Genomic DNA, 22,977 nt, shown 5'->3' with positions numbered 1-22,977 from the left:
TGGTGGGTACGCCGTCCTAGAGCAGCACCAGGTTGCCGCCGATGGCGACCCGGGGCGTGCCGCCGCCGCCACGCGGGGCGTAGTTCACCGTGACCGCGTCGCCGACCGCGATGCCGGCGAGGGCGTCGGCGCCGGTGCCGACGCCGAGCACGACGACGGTCCCGTTGGCCACCTTGCCGCCGGGGGTGGTGCTCACCCTGGTCACCCGGCCGTTGGTGATCTCGATTTCCCGGGCGCGGGTGGCGCCGTCGAGCACCTGGCTGCGCGGCTGGTCGCCCCACAGCGGGTTGTAGACGCCGATGCCGTTCGCCGCGATGTCCGGCGAGTTGAGGTTGGTGGCGGTCAGCCGGGTCCCGTTGGGCAGGGTGACGGTCGCGTCGAGGAAGATCTGGGTCACCGCGCCCCGGCTCGCCGCCCCGTTGGCGAAGAGCGCCGCCACGTTGTTCCACCCGGACGCCGGGCCGTGGATCAGCGTGCCGTCGGAGATGCCGATCCCGCGGGGCGCTCCGGTCGCGCCGATGTCGAAGAAGTCACCGTTGACGGCGGCGACCGCCCCGACCCGGTTGGCCATGGTGGTGAGCGTGGCGGTCGCACTCACCGTGCCCGGGTTGAGGTACGTCGGCTGGAGGGTCGGCTCGGCGAGGTTGGCGGTGAGGATGGTGACCCGGTTCGGTCCGCTGATGGTGGCGTCGGTGAGCGTCAGACCGGGTGCGAGTGAGGTCGTGGCGAACACGCCCACGTCGGGTGCGGTGACGACCGCACCCACGGGGGTGGGGAGCACGCCGACGCCGGGGATGGCGAGCAGTGCGGAGAGGAGGACGGCAACGGCTGGTCGTCTCATGTCATCTCCCGCGTCAGGGCCGCGTCGGGGACCAAGGGATAGATATAGGTGCATGGAATGAAGATTAGTGTCATCTAGGTGTGGATCGCTGACAAGAACCTTCGTACTCCCGGGACGACCCCGTCCGCCTCCACCCATCGTCGGCCGACCACCTTGCCCCGACACGCCACGCTGTGTTGAGCAAAGGCGAACAGAGAGCAAGGGGATGTCCGGGTGGACAGCGCCGTACGCGCCCGTCACGCCACCCCCGATGGACCTTGGAGGGTTCGGATGTACGGGGATCCGGACGAGTTGAACCGGCTGACCGGCCAGCTCCGACAACGGGCCGCGCGAATACGGCAGCTCGCCACCGACCACGAGCGGGCGGGCCGGGCCGCGCGCCGGGTGTCGGTGTTGGGCGCATCCGGGCCCGCCAGTTGCTGGCCTGGTACTGGTCAAGGCCGGCCTGGTTCTTCGCCTGTTGGAGGCATTCCTCGATTGCCCAGCGGGTGCCGGCCACGCGGGTGAGGTCGACCGTGGGTGCGGCCGGATCCCGTGCCAGGATGTGGTAGGCGATCTCCCCGGTGGAGATACCGCAGCTGGGGTTGGCAGCCAGTGCCCCGGGCCCGGGTTGTGCAGCGGGCGGGTGACCGGAACCGCCGTCCTGGTCCAACGAGTACTCGCGGGTCCTGTGTGCACCCGCACCGCGTGGACAGGCGGCACCACACTTGGGCGGGTAGCGCGGCGATGAGCTCGTCGGCGCGGGCCTGCCCCATCGTGGCGGTGGTGGCCAGGTCGTCGTTGCGACGGGTCGCCTCCACGTACGGCACGCGTCCTGCTCCTCGAGCCACGCCCGTAGCGTCGTCGACTGGCCGTATGCCTCGTCCCGTCGTCACCCAGCCGACCGGCACCCCCGCCGCGAAGGCGCGGGCGACCATGACCGCGGGCGATCTCCACCGCGGTCGCGAAGGCCACCGCATCGGGGACGCCAGCCGCCGGGCACCGCTTTCGGTCGTCGGTCCACGACGCCGGCAGATGCACCTGGCGGTCGGTTACGGCGTGTCCTTTTGGCGGACCGGTAGGCCAGGAAGACCCCCACCCGGCAGTTCTCGATCCGGCCGACGGCGCCCGGGTACTGTCGGGCCACCGCCGGCCGAGCGGATGCCCCTCTTCACAAAGGCCGGTGTCGTCGACGACCAGCACACCGTGGGGGTCGCCGAGATGCTCGACCACATAGTCCCGTACGTCGTCTCCGATCGCGTCGACGCCCCCAAGTCCGCCCGCCGCACCAGGCGCTGCATCCCGTCCGGTGACACGTCCCCGGCATGCTCGGCAAACGTCCACCCGTTCTTACGGTCCAGGCGGGAAACCAGCCCACACAGGTGTCCGCCGCGCCCGCCTGCGCGGCCGCACCCGACGAAACCGTGACCCGATCCGACCATGCAACCATACGTGGCCAGCAGGGCACCCCTCGCACCGTCACGGTTCTACCAGCAGGCAGCAACCACCCAGACCACGACCACAAGCCCCAGGGAGTCGGTGACGACGAACCGCCTCCGTCCGTTGATCTCCTTCCCCGCGTCGTAGCCGCAGCTGCCGGCGGGCACGATGTCGGCGGCCCGCACACCCTGCGAGTCGATGACCCCCGCGGTGGGCTCCGACACGCGGCCGCGGGCCAGACCGACCCGCCCACACAACTCGGCGACCATCCGGTCGACCACACCCCGCTCGTCGAGTCGCCCAAAGTGCCCGCACACCGTCTGCCAGGACGGGAAGTCCCCCAGCAGATACCGCCACGAACACCTGGTACGCAGCACGTACAGAATCGCGTCGATGACCACACAGCGGGAATGTTTCTCCGGCCTGCCCATACACCGCGGCAACGGCAGCACCCGCTCGACGATCTCCCACAGGGCATCAGCCAGGCCGGACGGATAGCGGCGGGCACCGTCCACACCCGCTCACCGAACCAGCAACCCCCACCGACCGCACCCCTGCGCGACACACACCCCAAGACGCGCTCTCAGTGATGTTGATAAAGCGCTGACATCAGCGGGTGGCACAGCCACGATGTTATCCAACCGACATCTAGTTCCGTTTGTTCATGTCGCCCCGTTGGCGTAAGAGACCGACAATACTCCTCTAACCATTGCTGCTCGGCGGAGTACAGTTTATTCCAGCCACCAACAACCACATCTACGAGCGCGCTTCGACGATTCGGCGTGGTCAAATGACGGGCCAAGTAGCCGATCGCCGCAAGATTCTCCGACTGAAGCGAAAGCGTTTTGAAGCTTAGACTGTCGGGGAATCTCGGAGGTGCCCCGCTCAACGCGACCCGAAGCAGCTCATACACCTGAGCCCAGCCACGATCATCACCCACACAAGCGAGACATTTGAGTGCGTAGCGCCGGACCGACTCATTTTCGTCAGTCAAGCAGTCGACCAACACATCTGACGCTTCGACCCCGATCCTCTTACTCAGGGCGACCAGGCCGGCGCACCGCACGTCGACGTCCTCGCGTTTCTCTTGTGCGAGCGATCTGAGAACCGGGACCCCAAACGGCCCTTCAGCCTCACCCAACGCCGCGACGATTGTGACACGCCGATCACCGCCAACCGCCAGCAGCGCCCGTGCCAATGCTTCGTCACCAGCGGCACCTCCGCGAACAGCTTCCGCTACGCCGGTTTCGAATTCGTTAGCATCCGCTGCGTACCGCAGTCGCAACCCAATATGCGACATTCTCGCCCCTCGCGTCGGCCAACCAAGCCCCGATAAGTGGTGGATTTGCTGTAGTAAAGCAGGTTGTCCAGGTCATCATAAACGTAATCTGTCCGCCTTCCTGGTCGGCGGAGCCGACCGGTATTACCGACGGGCACGGCTGCGGGCGAAGGACGCGGAACTGCTCCCACCCCGTCAGCGGTCGGTGGATCCGCCGAAGGACGGCTTCGCCGACAGGATCGACCGGCTCTTCAACTACTACTTCCGCCGGTACGTCCCGCGCGGGACCGACCGCGAGTACTGGCTGGCCCAGACGGCGGGCATCCGGTGGCGTCTCCGTTACGAGATCGTCGAGCTGTATCGCGAACAGCGGATCGGCGCCGAACGAGTCGCCTGGCTCGTGCGATACCTCGTCGGTGATGTCCGCAAACGGTGGGAACACGACACGTTGACGGCGTATCGGATACAGCTGCGCGTACCGCCTCGGACCATGGGCCTCCACGTCGGCGGGCTGGCGACCCTCACCGCGGCGGGTCTCTGGGCCGTCTCCGCCGCGGTGTCGGCCGCGCCCCTGCCCGGCGTGACGTGGTCTCTGCTCGCGGCGGCGTCGGCGGTGCCGGCGATCCGCTCGTCGTTCCGGATCGTCGCCGAGTACCGCAGGGTCGCCGACGATCGCATCGAGCGGGCCGAACAAGACCGGGCCCGCTGGGACGCGTACCACCGGTGGGTACACAAGCTGTCCGACAAACCCTCGGACATCGAGATGGCCGCCTGGTTGGAAGGTGACCGCAAGGTGCTGGTCGACGAGGCGATGCGACAGTGCCGGCTGCGCCCGAGTCAGGTGATCGCACACGCCTTCATCGAGGCACCGGCGCCGTCGTGCAAGAAGGCGCGCTACCCGCACGGTCCGTGGCGGTACAGCCACTACCGCCTGCTGCTCTTCCTGCTCACCGACGACGGGGTCCGGCAGGTCAACATCGACCTCGACTTCGAGCACGCCGTGAGCCGTACCACCCAACGCCTCAACTACCGCTTCGACGCGGTCGCCTCCGTCCGGATCGACGGAATCGCCGCCCAACAGCAGATCTTCGAACTGACGCTGGTCAACGGAGACCCGATCTCGATCCGGGTCAGTGAGTCCAACCAGGAAACCCGTCAGGAGGACGAGGACCCCACCAAGATCGCCGAAACTGTCGATGGACGCCGCCGGGCTCGGCCACACCCTGCACGTGCTCGAAGGAATCGCGGCAGAGGGCAAGGAATGGGTGAAACACCGGCGCCGCCGCGCGGATGACAAACTCGCCACGTTGGCAAATACCCTGCGCGGACTGATCGACTGAGCAGCCGTCGCACCCCGCCACCTCGACCCACCACATCGGAGGTCCGCCGTGCCGCAACTCGCGCTCGCCAACACCTTCTTCGCAAGCTGGGAGCAGCTCGAAAAGCCGGTCCGGGCCGGCGTGCGCAAGGCGATGGACAAGTTCCAGCGGCTCAGCATCGCCGAGCTGTACGCCGACAAGGGCCTGCACCTGGAGGCGGTCCAGAACGCCCGGGACCCGCGGATGCGGACCATCCGGATCAACGACTTCTGGCGTGGCGTGGTGCTCGCCCCCGACGACGGCAGCGAGACGTTCCTGCTGCTCAACGTCGTCCCGCACGACGCGGCGTACGAGTGGGCGGCGAAACGGCTGTACACGGTCAACACCGCGACCCGGGCGCTGGAGGTCCGCGACGTCGTCGCGCTCGAACAGCTCACCCCGACGTTGGAGGAGGCCGCCGCGGCCGCGCCGAGCCTGCTCTTCGCCCGGTACTCCGACACCGTGCTGCGCCAGCTCGGCATCGACGACCAGGTGCTCCGCGCGGTCCGGACGATCATCGACCGGCCGCAGTTGGAGGCGTTCGGCGCGCTGCTGCCCGAGGACCAGTACGAGGTGCTGGAGCACCTCGCCGCGGGCTTCACCCCGGACGAGGTCTACCGGGACATCGTCGCCGTACGCCGCCCGGCCGACGCCGACGACAGCGACCCGGGCGACGACAGCCTGGCCCTCGCGATCGCCCGGACCACCAGCCGGATCGCCCTGGTCAGCAGCGCCGACGAACTCGCCGAGATGTTGGAGAAGCCGTTCGCCGCCTGGCGGATCTTCCTGCACCCGTCGCAGCGCCGGGTCGCCTACCGGACGACGTACAACGGGCCGGTGCAGGTGACCGGCGGACCCGGCACCGGCAAGACGGTGGCGGCGCTGCACCGGGTCAGGCACCTGCTCTCCCGCTCCCCCGACTGCCGGGTGCTGCTCACCACCTACACCACGGCGCTCGCCCACTCCCTGCGGGAGAACCTGGCGCTGCTGCTCGACGACGATCCCACACGACTCGACCGGGTCGAGGTGACCACGGTCAACGCCTTCGCGGTGCGGACCGTCCGCGAGCTGGCCGGGCGGGTGCCGAGGCTGCTCGGCGACGCCGACGAACGGCAGCTCTGGCGCCGGGTGCGGCGCCGCCTCGACCTGCCCTGGACCGAGCAGTTCCTGGCCCAGGAGTTCCGGCACGTGGTGCTCGCCCACCAGATCGAGGACCTGGCCGCGTACCAGAAGGTGGTCCGGCGGGGTCGCGGCACCACCCTCGTCGGCCGGCAGCGGGAGCGCGTCTGGGCCGCGGTCGAGGCGTTCCGGGCCGAGCTGCGCGCCGCCGGGGCCACCACCCACCTGCAACTGTGTGCCGACGCGGCGCGGCTGCTCGCCGACGCCGACCTGGCCAGGCACGGTTTCGACCACGTGGTGGTCGACGAGGCCCAGGACCTGCACCCGGCGCAGTGGCGGGTGCTGCGCGCCGCCGTGCCCCGCGGCCCGGACGACCTCTTCGTCACCGGCGACCCGCACCAGCGGATCTACGACTCGCGGGTGTCGCTGTCCGCCCTCGGCATCCCCACCGCCGGGCGCAGCTTCCGGCTGCGGATCAACTACCGGAGTACGGAGGAGATCCTCTCCTGGTCCACCCGGCTCCTCGACGGTTCCCGGATCGACGACCTCGGCGGCGACGGGACGCTCGACAGCCTGGTCGGCTACCGGTCGTTGCTGCGGGGCCGGCGGCCGGACGTCGGCGGGTACCCGAACGAGCAGGCCGAGGTGGCGGCCCTGGTCGCCCGGGTCCGCCAGTGGCTCGACCAGGGGGTACGCCCGGCCGAGATCGCCGTCTGCACCCGGTTCAACCTGCTGCTGGGGAAGGTGGCCGACGCGCTCGCCGACGCCGGGATCCCGGCGGTGCGGGTCAAGGACCAGCCGACGGCCGACGTCGACGGGGTACGGCTGGCCACCATGCACGCGATGAAGGGGCTGGAGTTCCGGTGCGTCGCCGTGCTCGGGGTGACCGCCAGCGCCGTACCGTTCGGCAAGGAGGTGACCCCGGCCGAGGTCGACCCGATCCAGCACGCCACCGACCTGCTCCGGGAGCGCTGCGTGCTCTTCGTCGCCTGCACCCGGGCCCGGGAGGCGCTGCACATCTCCTGGAGTGGCGCCCCGAGCCCGTTCCTGCCGGCCGAGGTCACGGGGTGACCGGGGCGGTGACCTCCGTCCGTCCCGCCCTCGTGTGGCCGACCGTCCACGGGATACAGTCCATCTTGTACGTTTGTACAAGACGGAGGTGTGGCACGTGGCCTACCTGTACCTGGCCTTGGCCATCGGGGCCGAGGTCTTCGCCACCAGCATGATCAAGAGCACGGACGGGTTCTCCCGGCTCTGGCCGACCGTCGCCTGCCTCGCCGGCTACGGGGTCTCCTTCGCCGCCCTCTCCCAGGCGGTCAAGGGGGTGCCGGTCGGCGTCGCGTACGCCATCTGGTCCGGCCTCGGCACCGCCGCGATCGTCGCCATCGGCGCCGCCTTCCTGCACGAGCCGATCACCCTGGTCAAGGTGGTCGGGATCAGCCTGATCGTGGCCGGGGTCGTCACCCTCAACCTGGGCGGGGCGACCCATTGACCGGCCGCCACCGCCGAGACGACGGCGGCACCGGCCGCGCGGGGAACGGCGCCGGAGGCGGCCGGCGTAGCCCGCGCCCCCGGGACCCGCAGGCCCGCCGGGACGCGCTCGCCGCCGCGGTGCTCGACGTCGTCGCCGAGGTGGGTATCGGCCGGACCACCCACCGTGCCGTCGCCGCCCGCGCCGGCCTGCCCCTCGGCGCCACCACCTACTACTTCCCCACCCTCGACGACCTGATCGCCGCCGGGCTGCGCCGGGCCAGCGAGGCCCTCCAGGCCGACCTGCGCGACTGGGCCGCGCAGGTGGCCGCCGCCGACGACCCGGTCGCCGCGCTGGTCCGGCTCGTCGAGTCCTACCTGGCCGACCGCAACCGCGCCCGGATCGAGTACGAGCTCTACCTCGCCGCGGCGCGGGACGCCCGGCTCCGCCCGCTCGCCGAGACCTGGGTACGCGGCCTGCGCGAACTGCTGGAGCCACACGTCGGCGACGTGGCCGCCCGCGGCATCGTCGCGCTGCTGGACGGTGTGCTGATCCAGGCACTCGTCACCGGTGCCGATCTCGACGGTCCCGCCCTGGCCACCGCCATCCGCCGCCTCGCCGGCCGCTGACCGGGACGCGGGGGCGGCACACCGTCGGGCCGGAGGCGACGGCGTGCCGTCGGCCGGGGACGGGCGGCGACACGACCGGCCGCGGAGATGGCCGCCTCCGACGTCGGCCGGAGACGGACGGTTTCGACGTCGGCCGGAGACGGCCGCTATCGACGGCCGCCTCCGACGTCGCCGACCGGCGTCGGGACGGGTCCGGTGCCCGCCCCGACGGGCGGCCCGTCACCGGGTGACGCCCACCGTCAGCCGGGGCAGGCCGAGCGGCGTACCGCTGCGCAGGATCGCCTCGGCCGCCGTGGCGACGACCGGACCCGCGAAGAGGTAGCCCTGCCCGAGGTGGCAGCCGTACCGCTGAAGCCAGTCCCGCTGCGCCGGGGTCTCGATCCCCTCCGCCACCAGCTCCAGCCCGAGGTTGATCCCCATCGCCACGATCGACCGGACCAACTCACGGCTCCGGCCGGCGGTCGCCATCGACGCCACGAACGACCTGTCGATCTTGATGGCGTCGATGGTGAGGTGGTGCAGGGCCTGCAACGAGGAGTAGCCGGTGCCGAAGTCGTCGATGTGCAGCCGGACACCCAGGTCGTGCAGCGCCGCCAGCTTCGTCCGGGCCGCCGGCAGGTCGTGCCCGATGACCCCCTCGGTGATCTCGATGATCAGGCCCGACGGGTCCAGGCTCGCCGCCCGCAGGCACTCCTCGACGTCCTCCAGCAGCCGGGTGTGCCAGAACTGCCGGTTGGAGATGTTCACGCTCATCCGCAGCCCGTCCGGCGCCAGACCACCGTGCCGCCAGGCGCCGAGCTGCCGACACGCCTCGGCCAGGACCCACCGGCCGATCGGGGGCATCAGCCCGCTCTCCTCCGCCACGGGCAGGAAGTCGTCCGGCGTCACCAGCCCGCGCACCGGGTGCCGCCAGCGCACCAGTGCCTCGTACGCGCAGGGACGTCCGTCGTCGAGCCGGACGATCGGCTGGTAGTGCAGCTCGAACCCTCCGGTCTCCAGGGCCCGGCGCAGCTCCGCCTCGGTCCGCAGCCGCCCGACGACCCGCTCGTGCATCCGGACGTCGAAGACGGCGTGTGAACCCTTGCGCTGCCATTTCGCCGCGTACATGGCCGTGTCGGCGTCCCGGATCACGTCCTCGGCGTGCTGGTAGCCGCTGCTGCTGCGCGAGATGCCGATGCTGGCCGAGACGACGAACTCCTCCTCGTCGAGCCGGAACGGCACCTCCAGCGCGGTGCGGATCCGCGCCGCCACCTCCACCGGATCCACCCCGCCGGGCAGGTCACGGAGCAGTACGGCGAACTCGTCCCCGCCGAACCGGGCCGCGACGTCCGCCTCGGCGGCGCTCGCCCGGATCCGCTCGGCGACCTGGACCAGCAACCGGTCGCCGGCCAGGTGCCCCAGGCTGTCGTTCACCCACTTGAAGCCGTCCAGGTCGAGCAGCAGCACGGCGTAGTGTCGGTCGGGGTGCCGCCGGTGAGCGCTGATGGCCTGCTCGAGCCGGTCGAGGAAGAGGGTCCGGTTGGCCAGCCCGGTGAGCGGGTCGTAGAGGGCGGCCCGGCGCAACAGCTCCTCCTGCGCGCGCAGGGACCTCAGCACCGCCGCGTGGTCGAGGGCGATCGCCAGCAGCGCCGCCCACTGGTTCATCATCTCGCGCCCGGTCTCCAGCTCGGCCTGGATCGGACCGACGAGGGCGAGCATCCCCCAGTCGCTCGTGCCGATGGTCAGCGGCGCCACGTACACCATCTGGTCGGCGTCCGGGTCCGCCCGGGCGACGAGGTCGGCGGGTGGGAAGGACCGCGGCGGCACCGGTGTGGCCGGGGTCGGCAGCGGTCCCCGGTCGCGCTCGAACATCGTCACCACCTCCAGCGTCCGCTCGGCGCCCTGCTCGGGGCCGCCCGCGGGCGACCACAGGCCGAGGCAGGCGGCACGGGCGGTGGTGTCCTGGATCCAGGCCAGCCCCTGGGGATCCGTCTCGTGGCTGCGCAGCAGGTTCGTGCTGACGGTGTAGAGCATCTTGAGGGTCGCCAGGAAGTCGACCTCCTCGACCCGCCGGGCCCGGGACCGACTCTGCGCCAACACCTCGAGGACGTACGCGGTGCTGGCCCGGACGCGCTCGGCCGCGGCGGGGTCGCGTTTCGCGACACGCCGAGCCAGGTACGTCCCGAACCGACGGATGTACGGCGTCAGCTGGACGACCTCTTCCGGGTGCCGTCGATGCAGCTCGTGCAGTGCGGTCAGCGCCTGACGGAGTTCGAGCGGTGCCGGCCCGTCCCGCCCGTCGGCCGCGCCCTCGATCGTCCGCGCGACCAGTTCGCCGGCCCGGGTGAGGGCGGCCCGACGCGGCGGGTCGGCGGTCTCCGGCGCCATCGGCGCGGTGAACCGGGCGACGAGCGCCTCGGCGGAGTCGACCTCCGGAGCCGGGGACCCGCTCGGCACCGCCGCGCCCGCCAGCGCCGGCGTTGCCGGCGTCAGGGGATCGGGGCAGCCACAGGACTCCCGGGGTTGGAACGACGTCGGCACGCGGTACGTCCGCGCCTCGACCTCGGCGCCGGCCAGGGCCCGCAGCGCCAGCGTCGCCGCGAGGTGGCCGAGTTGCGCGAAGCTCTGCCGGACGGTGGAGAGGCTCGGCGTGAGGTGGACGACGCCGTCCATGTCGTCGAAGCCCACGACCGCCTGCTGCCGGGGTACGTCGATCCCGGCCGCCGCGAACGTCCGCAGCAGCCCGATGGCGTTGAGGTCGTTGCCGGCGATCACCGCCGTGGAGGGCAGCCCGGCGGCGATCATCGCGCGGGCGGCACGGTCTCCCCCGCTCTCCCGGTTGTCGCCGGTGTCGAACAGGAGCTCGGGCCGGGGCGTGACGCCACATTCGACGAGTGCGTCCTGGTAGGCCGCGTACCGCTCGCGAAGGTCGCGCGGTTGGAGGAATCCGGCGAACGCGATGTCGCGGTGCCCGTGCGCGACGAGATGCCGGACGGCCTCGCGGATACCGGTGCGGTTGTCGGGGAGGACCACGGGGCAGGAGAAGCCGGGCAGCTCGCCGCTGATCATGACGACCGGTCGGCCGTCGCGCCGAATCGCCTCCAGGTACGTCCGCGAGGCGGAGTTGAGGATCACCACGAATGCGGAGATGTGGTCCCACGCGACGGGGTGCCGAAAGTCGGGCGGCTCGGGCGGATCGACGTCGAAGGTCCCCGCACCGAGGGTCTGGATGGCGATCATCCGGCCGCCCGCCGCCGCGGTGGTACGGGCGATTCCCCCCAGGATGCCGCCGAAATAGTCGCACCCGATGGACATGGTGAGTACGCCGATCGTGGGACCCTCGACCACGGGCACGATCACCTCCTGCACGCGAAAACGGTGCGCCGAAGATCAGACCGGCCAGGAAATGCGGCGCGTCGCCCGCAAGAGCTTCCGGAACTGTTTCGGATATCGCGAGGAGCCTATCCGATCACGTTTCCGCCGTCGATACGTCAGGAACGACGGACACACAGGTCGATGGTGGTGCGACCAGAGGCCGACAACGTGAAAGTTTCACGCTTCCGGTGCGCCGATCCCCGCTCCTCCCTCGGGAGGAGAAGGGCTCGTCCCGGTGGCCGCCGGCCGGGACTCCGGACGGGTGTGTCAGGGCCACGGCCGGCGCGACCGTGGGAGCATGAGCCATTTCCCAGTCCCGCTACGTCAAGCCTTTCGCTGGCACCCGCCGCTCATGGTCGTCGCCGCCGCGATGGCGGCACTCAGCGTCGTCTCCCTGGTCGGGCTCGTCGTCGACGACCGGATCCTGGTCGGGGCGCCGATCTGGCTCAAACCGTTCAAGTTCGCGGTCTCGTTTCTGATCTACGTCGCGACGCTGGCCTGGATGATCTCGCTGATGCAGCGCGGCCGGCGGGTCGCCCGGCGGGCCGGCACCGTCGTCGCGGTGACCGGGTTCATCGAGGTCGGACTGATCGCCATGCAGGCCGCCCGGGGCCGGCAGAGCCACTTCAACATCGCCACCACCCTCGACACCGCGATCTACGCGGCGATGGCCACGACCGTCGCGGTGCTCTACGCCGGCACGATCGTTCTCGCCGTCCTGCTGCTGATGCAGCGGATCCCCGACCGGGCGACCGCCTGGACGCTGCGGCTCGGCCTGCTGATCACGTTGGTCGGGATGGGCCTCGCCTACCTCATGGTGATGCCGACCCCCGAGCAGCGGGCCGTCGGCGTGTCCACCATCGTCGGCGCGCACAGCGTCGGAGTGCCAGACGGCGGGCCGGGTCTGCCGCTGATCGGCTGGAGCACCACCGGCGGCGACCTGCGGGTTCCGCACTTCGTGGGGATCCACGCCCTGCAGGCGCTACCGCTGCTCGCGATCGCGCTCACCGCGCTGGCCAGGCGCTTCCCCCGGCTGCGGGACGGCGACGTACGCCTGCGGCTGGTCCTGGTGGCCGCGGCCGGCTACGCCGGCCTGGTCGCCCTGGTGACCTGGCAGGCGCTGCGCGGCCAGCCCCTGATCCGCCCGGACGGGGTCACGCTCGCCGCGGCCGGCCTGCTCGTCGCGCTTGTCGCCGGCGGAGTCCTGGTCGCGCTCCGCCGCGCCACGCCGACCTCCACGAACGGAATCGAGCGAGTCGAGGTGTACGCGTGACCACCACTCTCTTCGACATCACGTTCTGGTTTGCCGCCCCGTTCTGGGCGCTAATGGTCTTCGCTCCGGGCTGGTCGTGGACTCGCCGGATCGCCTCCTCGCCGTGGATCATCGCGCCGCCGCTGGTGGTGTACGCCATCCTCACCGTCCCCCAGCTGGACGTGCTGATGCCGGTGGTGACCAGACCCACGCTGGAAGGGCTCCGGGACGCACTCGCCGTCCCGGAGGTGACCGCCGCCGCCTGGGCGCACTTCATCGCCTTTGACCTCTTCGTCGGCCGATGGATGTACCTCGACAGCCGGGAGCGCCGGATCTCACCGCTGGTGATGGCACCCCTCCTGGTGGCGACCATCCTGCTCGGACCGCTCGGCGCCTTCGGCTACCTGCTGGTCCGGGCCGTCTACCCGCGTCGGCCGCGGACCGGCGATCCGGATCCCGCGGGCACCGGCGACCGGGATCGGGCGACGCCGACCGGTGAGCCGGCCGGGCCACGGACGGGCGCGGAGGCGGCGGCGCTGACGAGGTCACGCGGCCTCTCCGGCCCCGAACCGGCTGCCTAAGCTGGGTGCCGTGGTCACCCGCTGGGTCTTCCGGCTCTTCGACGACCGGTACGCGTGGCTGCGGATGACGCTGCTCGGCCTGAGCGGCATCGGATACCTGCTGCTGCGTCCGTATCCGGACGAACCGTACGCCCCGGTTGACTGGGCCTTCGCCGCCGCCGCCCTCTCGCTCTGCCCACTCGGCGTGCGGTGGCCCCTGGCCAGTGCCCTCGGGTCCGCGCTGGTGTTCGGCCTCGCCGGCTGGTTCGGCGAGGCCGCGCCGACCGTGCCCCAGGTCGGCGCGACCTGGGGCGTGCTGGAGCTGACGCTGCGGAGGCCGATCCGGCAGGTGGCCGTCACCGCGGCGGCGGTCCTCGCCGCGTGCCTCGTCGACTCGCTCGACCACCTGCCGGCCACCTGGCCGACCTGGCTCTACGGCGTCGCCGTGACGGTGGGGGTGCCGGTGCTGATCGGCCTGAACATCCGGGCGAGCCGCCAGTTGGCCCGGCAGGCCGAGCAGCGGGTGGCGATCGAGGCGGAGGCCGCCCGGGCCAGCGAACGGGCCGCGATCGCCCGGGAGCTGCACGACCTGGTGGCCCACCACGTCGCCTCGATGGTGCTGCGGGTCGGCGTGGCCCGGCACGTGCTGCGGGACACCGACCCCCGGGTCACCGAGGTCTTCGACGACCTGCACGACAGCGGCACCAACGCCCTGGCCGACCTGCGCCGGCTGGTGGCGGTGCTGCGCGACCCGGCGACGGTCGGCACCGGCCCGGGATACGTGCCCATCGAGCCGGGCGCGCTGCCGGAGGCACTGGCCACGACGGTGGACCGTGCCGTGCGGACGGGCCTGACCGTGGACGCCTCGATCGACCCGGCGGTGGCGACCCTCGACACGGTACGCGGGCTGACGATCCTACGGCTCACCCAGGAGGGTCTGGCCAACGTGGCCAAGCACGCCGGCCCGACGGCGCGGGCCCGGGTCCGGGTCCGGGTGCTCGACGACGCGGTGCACTGGGAACTCACCGACGACGGCGCCGCTTCGCACCGCGGCGCGCGGCGGTCGGAGTCCGGATCGGGGACCGCCGGGTCCGGGCACGGGCTGGTTGGCATGCGGGAGCGGGTCGAACTGCTCGGCGGAACCTTCACCGCCGGTCCGGAGGGTGCCGGGTGGCGCGTGCGGACCGTCCTGCCGATGGCGGTGAGCCGATGATCCGGGTCCTTCTCGTCGACGACCAGCGGCTGGTCCGGGCCGGCCTGCGGATGCTCTGCGAGTCCGCACCGGACATGACGGTGGTGGGCGAGGCGGAGAACGGCCAGCAGGCGCTCCGGTTGGTCGAACAGGTGGCGCCGGACGTGGTGCTGATGGACCTGCGGATGCCCGTACTGGACGGGACGACGGCGACCGCCCGGATCCACGCCAGCCGCCCCGCCGTCCGGGTCGTGGTGCTGACCACCTTCGACGACGACGACCACCTCTTCCCCGCACTCGCCGCCGGGGCCTGCGGCTTCCTGGTCAAGGACGCCGCCCCGGACGAGCTGCTCGCGGCCATCCGCGCGGCCGCCGCCGGCGAGACGCCGTTCAGCCCGACGGTGCTGCGACGGCTGGTCGACCAGGCGGTGCGGGCCCGACTCGGGGAGGCACCCACGCCGGCGCTGCCGGACAACCTCACCGCCCGAGAGCGCGAGGTGCTGGCCCTGGTCGGCGCCGGCCTCTCCAACCGCGAGATCGCCGACCGGCTGCACCTCGGGGTGACCACGGTGAAGACGCACGTCGCGAGCCTGCTCAGCAAGACCGGGGCGACGAACCGCATCCGGCTGGCCCTGCTGGCCGCCCAGTCCGGCCTGGTCCCACAGGAGTGATCGGCGCCGGCCTGGCCTCGCACGCCAGGCCGGCCGGGACGGGCGGCTGCCGCCCCGCCGGGCCGGTGACGCTCGCGGACGGACGCCGGCCCGGCCGGCGAGGATCCGCTACGCCGGGCCCCTCCGGGGCGCCCGGACCGATCGGGCCAGGCTGGACCGGACCAGGTGCCGCACCGGTTCCGGGTCGGCGCCGAGGACCGCGGTCAGCCGCGCGAGTTCGCCGGCGGTGGGCGCGCGGTGGGCGGCCATGATCGCGGCCACGGCAGCGAGGGTGAGGTGGGCCCGGACGGCGAGTTCGGGAAGGCCGGTGGCGGTCAGGTCGGCGTAGGCGCAGAGGTACTGGGCCAGGGCGCGTCGCGGCAGCGGCGCGGTGGGGTCGATCCGCTCGGCGAGGTGTCCGAACCGGCCACGCGGGTCGCGGTCGAGCCCGGCGGTCAGTTCCCGGGACGCACCGGCCTCCGCCAACGCCACCCGGACCCGGAGCCGGGCGCACTCGGCCCGCAGCTCGGCGACCTCCGTGGCGAGGTCCCGGAGCACCACCGGGTGGCGGTCACCCCGGCCGGGCCGCTCCCCGTACCGGTGACCGACGCCGTGGGCCGCCTGGTTGGCCTGCCTCGGGATGACCGGTGCCGGAACGGCGCCCGGCTCGGGCGTGCGGGTGGGTCGGGGACCCACCGGGCGGACCGGGCCGGCGTTCGGGCTCTGCCGTCGCTGCCCGTCCCAGCCTCGGAATCGTCGCTCCGGGTTGTCGGAGCGGGCGGCGGTCCGGGGAACCGCCGCATAGAGCGCCGCCGCATGGTTGCGGATCAGCGACCGAGGCGCGGAGTCCGGCAGGCAGTCGATGATCAGTTGGGCGGTCGTCCATGGCGGCCCGTGTCGGTACCGGCCGGAGAGGTGCTCGGACAGGGTCTGTCGGGTGTAGGCGTGGGGCAGTACTCCGCGGGCGGCGGCGGCCCGGAGGATCCCGGCCTGTCCTCCGGCGTGCTGCGCGACGAGGCGGCGGAGATAGAGCGTGTACTCGGCCGCCTCCGGGCTCGAACAGCGGGTTCGGATGGTCTCCTCATCGATACTGCGCGACGTGCGGGGCATGCGGTGTCGTCCTCGCCGAGTGGTTCCGACAACCGCCGGCTGTCGGATCTTTGGGGGCTGTCGGCGCCGTCCTCTGGTCCGACACGGGCTCGGTCGGCCAGAGTACGTGCCGGTCGCTCACGGGATCTCGGACCGCGGGTGGCCCGGTTCCCCCCGTCGGTTCGGTTCGCGGGCCAGCCGGCGGGGTGGAACCGTCCTCCGTGGACGCCCAACGGGCGACCGGGGAGGGAACCGGAGACAGCATGCCGCATCGGCGCCACGTCCGGCAGCCCGGTCCGCCCACCACCGGGCGCGGTCTGCCGGGCTGGCCAGCCCGGTCGCACTCCGCGCCCCGAGCCCCGCGCCCGGCGGGTCCGGGAACCCCCGCGGTCACGGCCACCGGCGGACGGGGATCGGCCTAGAGAGCGCTCTCACACCGCAAGCCACCCGATGCCCAGGCAGACCGCACAGCGGACCACGGCTCGGGCCACGTCGACCGACAAACCCGGGCAAGCATCCTTGACCGATCGAGACAACCCAATGAGTCTTATAGAGAGCGCTCTCTGACCCGTCCCCCACCACCCGCCCCCGGAGTCCTGCATGCCGACCCCACCACCCCCCACACCGCCCCGTGCCCATCCCCGCCGCCTCCCCCGTCCGGTCACGGCGCTGCTCGCTGTGATCGCCATGCTCGCCGCCTCCCTGACCGTCCCCGCCCCGGATGCCGTGGCCGCCGGACCGCTGATCTCGCAGGGCAGGCCGACCACGGCCTCCTCGGTCGAGTCCGACGGCACCCCGGCCGCCGCCGCCACCGACGGCGACCCCGGCACCCGCTGGTCAAGCCAGTTCAGCGACCCGCAGTGGCTCCAGGTCGACCTCGGCACCACCGCCACCGTCGACCAGGTCGAACTCGTCTGGGAGGCCGCCTACGCGCGGTCGTTCCAGATCCAGATCGCCGCCGCGCCGAACGGTCCCTGGCAGACCATCCACAGCACGACGGACGGGACCGGTGGCACCCAGACCCTGGCCGTCTCCGGCACCGGCCGGTACGTCCGGATGTACGGCACCGCCCGGGCCACCGGCTGGGGCTACTCCCTGTGGGAGTTCAAGGTCTACGGCACGACCGCCAGCAACCCCGACCAGCCCGGCGGCCGGCCGATCTCCGAGTTCAGAAAGGTTGCCGCCTCGTCCTGGGAGGGCGGCAACGCCCCCGCCGCCGCGGTCGACGGCCAGACCACGACCCGCTGGTCCAGCGAGTTCAGCGACCCGCAGTGGCTACGCGTCGACTTCGGCGGCGTCGCCACGGTGAACCGGGTCGTCCTCAACTGGGAGGCCGCGTACGCCACCGGCTACCGGCTGGAGACGTCAAACGACGGAAACACCTGGACGACGATCTACTCCACCACCTCGGGCCGCGGCGGCGTGGAACAGCTCACCGTCACCGGCACCGGCCGCTACCTGCGGTTCTACGGCACGGCCCGCGCCACCGGCTACGGGTACTCGCTGTGGGAGTTCCAGGTCTACGGCAGCGTCGACGAGGCGTCGACCACCCCGCCGATGCTCTCCGGACCCACCCGGCCGCCGGGGACGCTCAACCAGTTCGCGCTGACCGCGCCCGCCGACGGTGCCATGATCACCACCACCCGGCGGCCGACCCTCTCCTGGACGCCCGTCGCCGGCGCCACCCGCTACCAGGTGTGGATCAACATCAGCCGTACCGACTACGACTTCACCGCCCCGGGCAGGCTCCTCGACCTCTACACCAAGGTCGCCGAGCCGACCGGCACCTCCTACACGCCGACCTGGGACCTGCCGGACCGCTGGACCTACCAGTGGTACGTCACCGCGGTCAGCGGTTCCGGCGCGACGACCACCTCGAACATCCGCCGGTTCAGCGTCTACCTGCCCACCCTGGAGACCGTCGCCGACGGCGTCGACATCGTCGCCGGCAGCCGGGACCTCAACCGGAACGGCACCATCGAGCCGTACGAGAACTGGCGGCTCCCGGTCGAGACCCGGGTCGCCGACCTCCTGGGCCGGATGACGGCCGAGGAGAAGGCGTACCAGATGTTCTACAACGCCCAGGCGTACCCGCGGGCGGGCTGGCACTTCGGCCCGGCGCAGGCCCAGGACCTGCACAACCTCCTGCTCGCCTCGTCCGGCACCCGGCTCGGCATTCCGTTCGTCTCGGCGGGCGACACCATCCACGGCTACCAGACCACCTACCCGACGCAGAGCGCGCTGGCCGCCGGGCAGAACCACCCGCTGGCGTACCGGCTCGGCGACATGCAGCGGCGGGAGCAGCTCGAGGTCGGCACCCGGGGCGTCCTCGGGCCGCTCGCCGAGGTCGGCACCAAGGTGATCTACCCGCGCATCCAGGAGGGCAACGGGGAGAACGCACAGGTCGCCGCGGCCCAGGTACGGGCGCTGGTGGCCGGTCTCCAGGGCGGCCCGGAGCTGAACCCGAACTCCGTACTGGCGACCGTCAAACACTGGCCCGGCGAGGGCGCCGGCGGCGAGGCGCTGATCGTCTACGACGAGGTCACGATCAAGTACCACATGATCCCGTTCCGGGCGGCGATCGAGGCGGGCGCGGTCAACATCATGCCCGGGTACGCCGGCAGCTCGTACCTCGACCCGGGCGGCCCGGGCGCCGGGGACAGCGCCCCGATCCTGCGGTACCTGCGGGAGAACCTCGGTTACCAGGGCCTGATCACGACCGACTGGCTGCCGTCCGGTTCCTGGATCGGCGCGGCGAACGCCGGCTCCGACGTGATGGGCGGTGCCGACCCCGGCGCGACCGGCTTCTCCATCGCGACGTTCCTGGCGAACGTGCCGGCGGCCCGGATCGACGACGCGGTACGGCGCGTACTGCGGCTCAAGTTCCAGCTCGGGATCTTCGAGAACCCGTACGGGGACCCGGTCAACGGCCCGTACCGCTTCCACACGCCCGCCTACACCGCGCTGGCCAACCAGGCGGCGCGCGAGGCGATGACGCTGCTGAAGAACCGCGGCGGGGTGCTGCCGATCCGGCTGGGCGCGGGCGACAGCATCGTGGTCGCCGGTCCGCGGGCGGACGACACCGCCGCCTGCTGCGTCTGGACCAGCTTCTTCCACACCGAGTACGGCTCGCAGACCATCCTCGGCGCGATCCGGAGCCGGGCCGCGCAGGCCGGGGTCACCGTCCACTCCGGCGACGGGCCGGCACCGAAACTCGCGGTCGTGGCGGTCGGGGAAACCTCGTACACGCACGCGACCAACTGGCCGAAGGAGCAGCCGTACCTGCCGCCGGACCAGCTCGCCCTGATCCGGGACTTCCGGTCCCGGGGGATCCCGGTGGTCGTGGCGCTGGTCATGCCCCGGCCGTACGTCATCACCGAGTGGCACGACCTGGCCGACGCCATCGTCGTCACCTACCGGGGCGGCGAGGAGATGGGGCCGGCACTGGCGAGTCTGCTCTTCGGCGACTACCGGCCGAGCGGGAAACTGCCGTGGCAGCTGCCGCGCAGCCTGGACCAGGTGCTCCGGCCGGGCGGCACCGACGTGCCGGAGGATGCGACGGAGGCCTGGGACCTGCCGTACGACCTCGGCGCCACCGCCGCCGAGCGGGCGCAGATCCGGGCCAGCATCGACGCCGGCCGGCCACCAGCGACGACGTACGGCAACCCGCTCTACCCGTACGGTGCCGGGATGACGAACTTCTGACCGGTCACGGCGGACCGGCCGCGACCGGCGTTCGCGGCCGGTCCGTGACCACCGGCGGGGGCCGCCGGACCACGTGGTCCGGCGGCCCCCGCCCGTTTCGCGTCGCCGTGAGCGACGGGTACGGCCCTCACCGTCCAGGACGACGACTGACCCCGGTCCCCCGTCCGTTCCCGCGCCAGGGGTATCCCTCCCGCCCATGACCCGGGCCGCCTGGCACCGACATGTGCGAATTGTGTGCCTTGGCTCCGGCATGCTAGCGGCGTCCGTGAATGTCTGCGGGCCGGCGAGTGGATCGAAGGGTGAGTGTCGATGCACGGATCCGGTCGCCGGCGTCCCGCAACGCTGCGCGGGCAGCCTCCGTGCGCGCCCCACGTGGTCGCCCGGTGCGGTGCCATCCCGCGTCACCGGCATCGCGGCCGGGGACGACGCCACGTACGTGGAAGGTCCGGGCGCGCCGGGTTACGGGTGAGAGGAGAGCTCATGGGGAGGCACCGAAAACTCGCCGTCGTGGCGGCGTCGGTGGCCACGGTCGTGGCCGCGCTCGGCGGAGCGCCCGCCGGGCACGCGGCCGCACCACCGGCAACCGGCCCGGCCGGCGACGTGACCGAACCCGTCAGGGACCCGGGGCCGGTGACGAAGTGGGCACCGGACACGCCGGCGTCCCGCGCCGCCGCAGCCGCCGCGACGGCCTGTGACGGCGATGGCACCTCCGGCAAGCGGGTGCAGATTCTGTACGCCCGCGAGCCCCAGCAGGCCGACCGGCTCGGTGAGTACCGGGCGACGTTCCAGCAGTGGGCCAGCCAGGTCGACGAGGCCATCCGCCTCGGCGCCGAGGACACCGGCGGCTACCGCCGGATCCGGTACGTACACGACGCGTCGTGCGTGCCCACCGTGACCGGCGTCGTGGTGCCGACGGGCGCGTTGGCCGACTTCAACACCACCTTCACCGCGCTGAAGAACGCCGGCTACAACCGCACCGACCGCAAGTACGTCCTCTACGCCGAGACGACCGCGTGGTGCGGCCTCGGCGGTGGCGGGCCGGGCGCCGGCGACGACCGGCCGGGCGCGGAGAACCGCTACAACTCCGGCCCCGATCTGGCCACGGTGGGCACCGGCTGCTGGGGCTGGGCCCCCACGCTGCACGAGCTGCTGCACACCCTCGGCGCGGTGCTGCGCGGCGCGCCGCACGCCACCTCCAACGGCCACTGCTGGGATGACGAAGACGTCATGTGCTACGACGACGGCGGCATTCCCAACCCGCCGGGCGACCTGGTGAAGAGCTGCCCGACCGCGCCGGAGAACCAGGTCGACTGCAACCACGACGACTACTTCAGCACCCGGCCGACCGCCGGAAGCTGGCTCGCCAGCCACTGGAACGTGGCGAACAGCCAGTTCCTCATCACCGCCCCGCGGCTGGACTTCACCGCCTACCCGGCACTCGCCACCGGGGCGACCGGGCCCGCCGTGGAGGCCGCCGAGTACCTCGTTCAGCAGGCCGGCCAGCGTCCGGGGCCGGTCGACGGGGTGTACGACGCCGCGACCGCGAGCGCCGTCACCGCGTACCGGCAGGCGCGCGGACTGCCCGCGGGCGACACCGTGGACCGGCGGGTGTGGACCGCCCTGCTGGCCGCCGGCTCGACGCCGACCCTGCAACGCAACTCGACCGGCACCAACGTACGACGGTTGCAGCGGGCGCTGACCGCGGCACTGGGGCGCACGGTGGCGATCGACGGCATCTTCGGCCCCGACACCGAGCGGGCGGTGCGGGACTACCAGTCGTCCCGGGGCCTCGACGTGGACGGCATCGTCGGCCGGAACACGTGGGCGGCCCTGCAGGCGGGGCGGTGATGGTCGGCACGCGCACCGCACCGTCGCCCGGCTGCCGGGCGGCGGGACACACCGGTCGGGAGAAGACACCGTCGAAGGGAGTACGCGGATGAGGAAGTGGATCGCCCGGGCCGACCGGTCACGGATCGCGGCGAGCGTCCTGGCCGGGCTGGTGGGCGTGACGGCGGCCGCCGTGGTGGGTTCGGCCGGCACCGCGGCGGCGCAGCCCCCGAACCTGCCGGCAACCGACACGACGTTCACCCTCGCGGTGGTGCCGGACACCCAGAACGAGGTTGTCTACCGGTTGTCCGACGCGTGGTTCACGCGGCGCATGTCGTGGCTGGTCGAGAACGAGGACGAACTGGACCTGCGCTTCGTCACCCACACCGGTGACCTGGTGAACTGGGACCGCGTCGACGGTCCGGACACCATCACCCACGACCAGTACGAGCGGGCCAGCGCCGGCCTGCGCCTGCTCGAGGACGCCGGCATCCCGTACTCGCTGAGCATCGGTAACCACGACGCGGCGGCGACGTGCCAGGGCGGCAGCGCCTGTCCCGGAGACGCCCACGCCAACCTGCGGAACACCGAGAGCTTCAACCTGTTCTTCCCGCCCTCACGCTTCCAGAATCTCGGCGGCCTGTACGAGGAGGGGAAGATCGACAACTCGTTCCACACCTTCACCGCCGGCGGTCTGCAGTGGCTGGTGCTGAACCTCGAGTTGTGGCCGCGGACCGGTGTCGTCGAGTGGGCGAAAGGGGTGGTGGCGGATCATCCGTACCACAACGTGATCGTCAACACCCACTCGCACCTGACCGGGAACGGGCAGATCAGCCAGTCGGGCTCCTACGGCGACAACAGTCCGCAGTACCTGTTCGACGAGCTGTACTCGCGGTACCCGAACATCCGGATCGTGGTGTCCGGGCACACCGGTGTGTACGCGTACCGGGTCGACACCGGGGTGCACGGCAACCGGATCCACCAGATCCTGAGCACCTACCACGACGTCGTCTCGACCCGACTGATCGAGGTCGACGCCGCCACCGGCTCGTTCACCACCCGGGTGTTCAACCACGAGACCGGCCGGGATCACGCCGACGGCTCGGCGTTCACCGTCACCGGCGTGAACTGGGTACGGCCCCCCGCCGCGCCCGACGAGCGGCTCGCCGGCCGTCGGTGACGTAGCCGCGAACATGGCGAGGCGTGGCGCGGTGGTCTCGGCCGGGGTCGAC

At 72.0% G+C, this 22,977-nt stretch carries 16 protein-coding genes; 11 read left to right on the top strand and 5 right to left on the bottom strand.

Translation table 11 applies throughout. The annotated features are described in order from the left end of the window. Positions 1 to 16: 16 nt before the first annotated feature. The 3 genes from EF879_RS15535 to EF879_RS27250 form a co-directional block, all read right to left on the bottom strand. A complete protein-coding gene (locus EF879_RS15535) occupies positions 17 to 841 on the bottom strand; it encodes a phosphodiester glycosidase family protein (RefSeq protein WP_148086451.1) in 825 nt (274 codons plus the stop codon). A gap of 1,466 nt (positions 842 to 2,307) precedes the next feature. Continuing rightward, positions 2,308 to 2,775 (bottom strand): transposase, encoded by a 468-nt coding sequence (locus tag EF879_RS15530; protein ID WP_123559139.1) that lies wholly within the window; start codon positions 2,773 to 2,775, stop codon positions 2,308 to 2,310. Positions 2,776 to 2,843: 68 nt separating this feature from the next. Next, the gene (locus EF879_RS27250; RefSeq protein ID WP_233604486.1) at positions 2,844 to 3,560 is read right to left on the bottom strand and encodes a HEAT repeat domain-containing protein; all 717 of its coding nucleotides are present in this window, start codon (positions 3,558 to 3,560) and stop codon (positions 2,844 to 2,846) included. Between the two features lie 184 nt (positions 3,561 to 3,744). Here EF879_RS27250 and EF879_RS15525 point away from each other — a divergent pair, with 184 nt between their 5' ends. The 4 genes from EF879_RS15525 to EF879_RS15510 all read left to right on the top strand — a co-directional run bounded on the left by EF879_RS15525 (position 3,745) and on the right by EF879_RS15510 (position 8,116). Next, positions 3,745 to 4,833 carry a hypothetical protein gene (locus EF879_RS15525; RefSeq protein WP_233604485.1) on the top strand — a complete coding sequence of 363 codons (1,089 nt, stop codon included), beginning with the start codon at positions 3,745 to 3,747 and terminating at the stop codon, positions 4,831 to 4,833. A 94-nt stretch (positions 4,834 to 4,927) separates the two neighbouring features. Then, positions 4,928 to 7,087: a UvrD-helicase domain-containing protein gene (locus EF879_RS15520; RefSeq protein ID WP_123559137.1), complete on the top strand. Its 2,160-nt coding sequence runs from the start codon at positions 4,928 to 4,930 to the stop codon at positions 7,085 to 7,087. A gap of 97 nt (positions 7,088 to 7,184) precedes the next feature. Next, positions 7,185 to 7,508, top strand: coding sequence for a multidrug efflux SMR transporter (locus EF879_RS15515; RefSeq protein ID WP_123559292.1), 324 nt, complete (start codon positions 7,185 to 7,187; stop codon positions 7,506 to 7,508). Continuing rightward, entirely contained in the window at positions 7,505 to 8,116 is a 612-nt protein-coding gene (locus EF879_RS15510) for a TetR/AcrR family transcriptional regulator (protein WP_123559135.1), read from the top strand. Before EF879_RS15515 ends, EF879_RS15510 begins: the two co-directional genes overlap by 4 nt. A gap of 219 nt (positions 8,117 to 8,335) precedes the next feature. Here the strand turns inward: EF879_RS15510 and EF879_RS15505 are convergent, their stop codons facing one another. Then, positions 8,336 to 11,464 carry an EAL domain-containing protein gene (locus tag EF879_RS15505; protein ID WP_123559133.1) on the bottom strand — a complete coding sequence of 1,043 codons (3,129 nt, stop codon included), beginning with the start codon at positions 11,462 to 11,464 and terminating at the stop codon, positions 8,336 to 8,338. 304 nt (positions 11,465 to 11,768) lie between these two features. On the opposite strand from EF879_RS15505, the gene EF879_RS27670 reads away from it, so the two are divergent. From EF879_RS27670 to EF879_RS15490, 4 genes are read left to right on the top strand one after another with little or no spacing between them, the layout of a single operon-like run. Further along, positions 11,769 to 12,743: a hypothetical protein gene (locus EF879_RS27670; RefSeq protein WP_233604484.1), complete on the top strand. Its 975-nt coding sequence runs from the start codon at positions 11,769 to 11,771 to the stop codon at positions 12,741 to 12,743. Then, a complete protein-coding gene (locus tag EF879_RS27665; RefSeq protein ID WP_199736440.1) occupies positions 12,740 to 13,303 on the top strand; it encodes an ABA4-like family protein in 564 nt (187 codons plus the stop codon). The genes EF879_RS27670 and EF879_RS27665 overlap by 4 nt, the downstream gene beginning before the upstream one ends. A 10-nt stretch (positions 13,304 to 13,313) precedes the next feature. Beyond that, complete coding sequence (locus tag EF879_RS15495) at positions 13,314 to 14,495, top strand: sensor histidine kinase (RefSeq protein WP_233604483.1); 1,182 nt, start codon at positions 13,314 to 13,316, stop codon at positions 14,493 to 14,495. After that, positions 14,492 to 15,145 (top strand): response regulator transcription factor, encoded by a 654-nt coding sequence (locus EF879_RS15490; RefSeq protein ID WP_123559131.1) that lies wholly within the window; start codon positions 14,492 to 14,494, stop codon positions 15,143 to 15,145. Before EF879_RS15495 ends, EF879_RS15490 begins: the two co-directional genes overlap by 4 nt. 108 nt (positions 15,146 to 15,253) lie before the next feature. Here the strand turns inward: EF879_RS15490 and EF879_RS15485 are convergent, their stop codons facing one another. After that, positions 15,254 to 16,234 (bottom strand): hypothetical protein, encoded by a 981-nt coding sequence (locus tag EF879_RS15485; protein ID WP_123559129.1) that lies wholly within the window; start codon positions 16,232 to 16,234, stop codon positions 15,254 to 15,256. Positions 16,235 to 16,813: 579 nt separating this feature from the next. Here EF879_RS15485 and EF879_RS15480 point away from each other — a divergent pair. The 3 genes from EF879_RS15480 to EF879_RS15470 all read left to right on the top strand — a co-directional run bounded on the left by EF879_RS15480 (position 16,814) and on the right by EF879_RS15470 (position 22,925). Further along, the gene (locus EF879_RS15480) at positions 16,814 to 19,918 is read left to right on the top strand and encodes a discoidin domain-containing protein (protein ID WP_123559127.1); all 3,105 of its coding nucleotides are present in this window, start codon (positions 16,814 to 16,816) and stop codon (positions 19,916 to 19,918) included. A gap of 480 nt (positions 19,919 to 20,398) precedes the next feature. Beyond that, on the top strand, positions 20,399 to 21,766 hold the full coding sequence (locus EF879_RS27660; protein ID WP_199736439.1) for a peptidoglycan-binding protein: 1,368 nt from the start codon (positions 20,399 to 20,401) through the stop codon (positions 21,764 to 21,766). Positions 21,767 to 21,854: 88 nt separating this feature from the next. After that, complete coding sequence (locus EF879_RS15470; protein WP_199736438.1) at positions 21,855 to 22,925, top strand: metallophosphoesterase; 1,071 nt, start codon at positions 21,855 to 21,857, stop codon at positions 22,923 to 22,925. Positions 22,926 to 22,977: the final 52 nt, after the last annotated feature.

The sequence above is a fragment of the Micromonospora sp. HM5-17 genome (genome assembly GCF_003762835.1).
In the GTDB taxonomy this organism is placed as follows: domain Bacteria; phylum Actinomycetota; class Actinomycetes; order Mycobacteriales; family Micromonosporaceae; genus Plantactinospora.
Note: the sequence above shows the minus strand (reverse complement) of the source record. Positions and strands in the feature narration are given on the sequence as shown.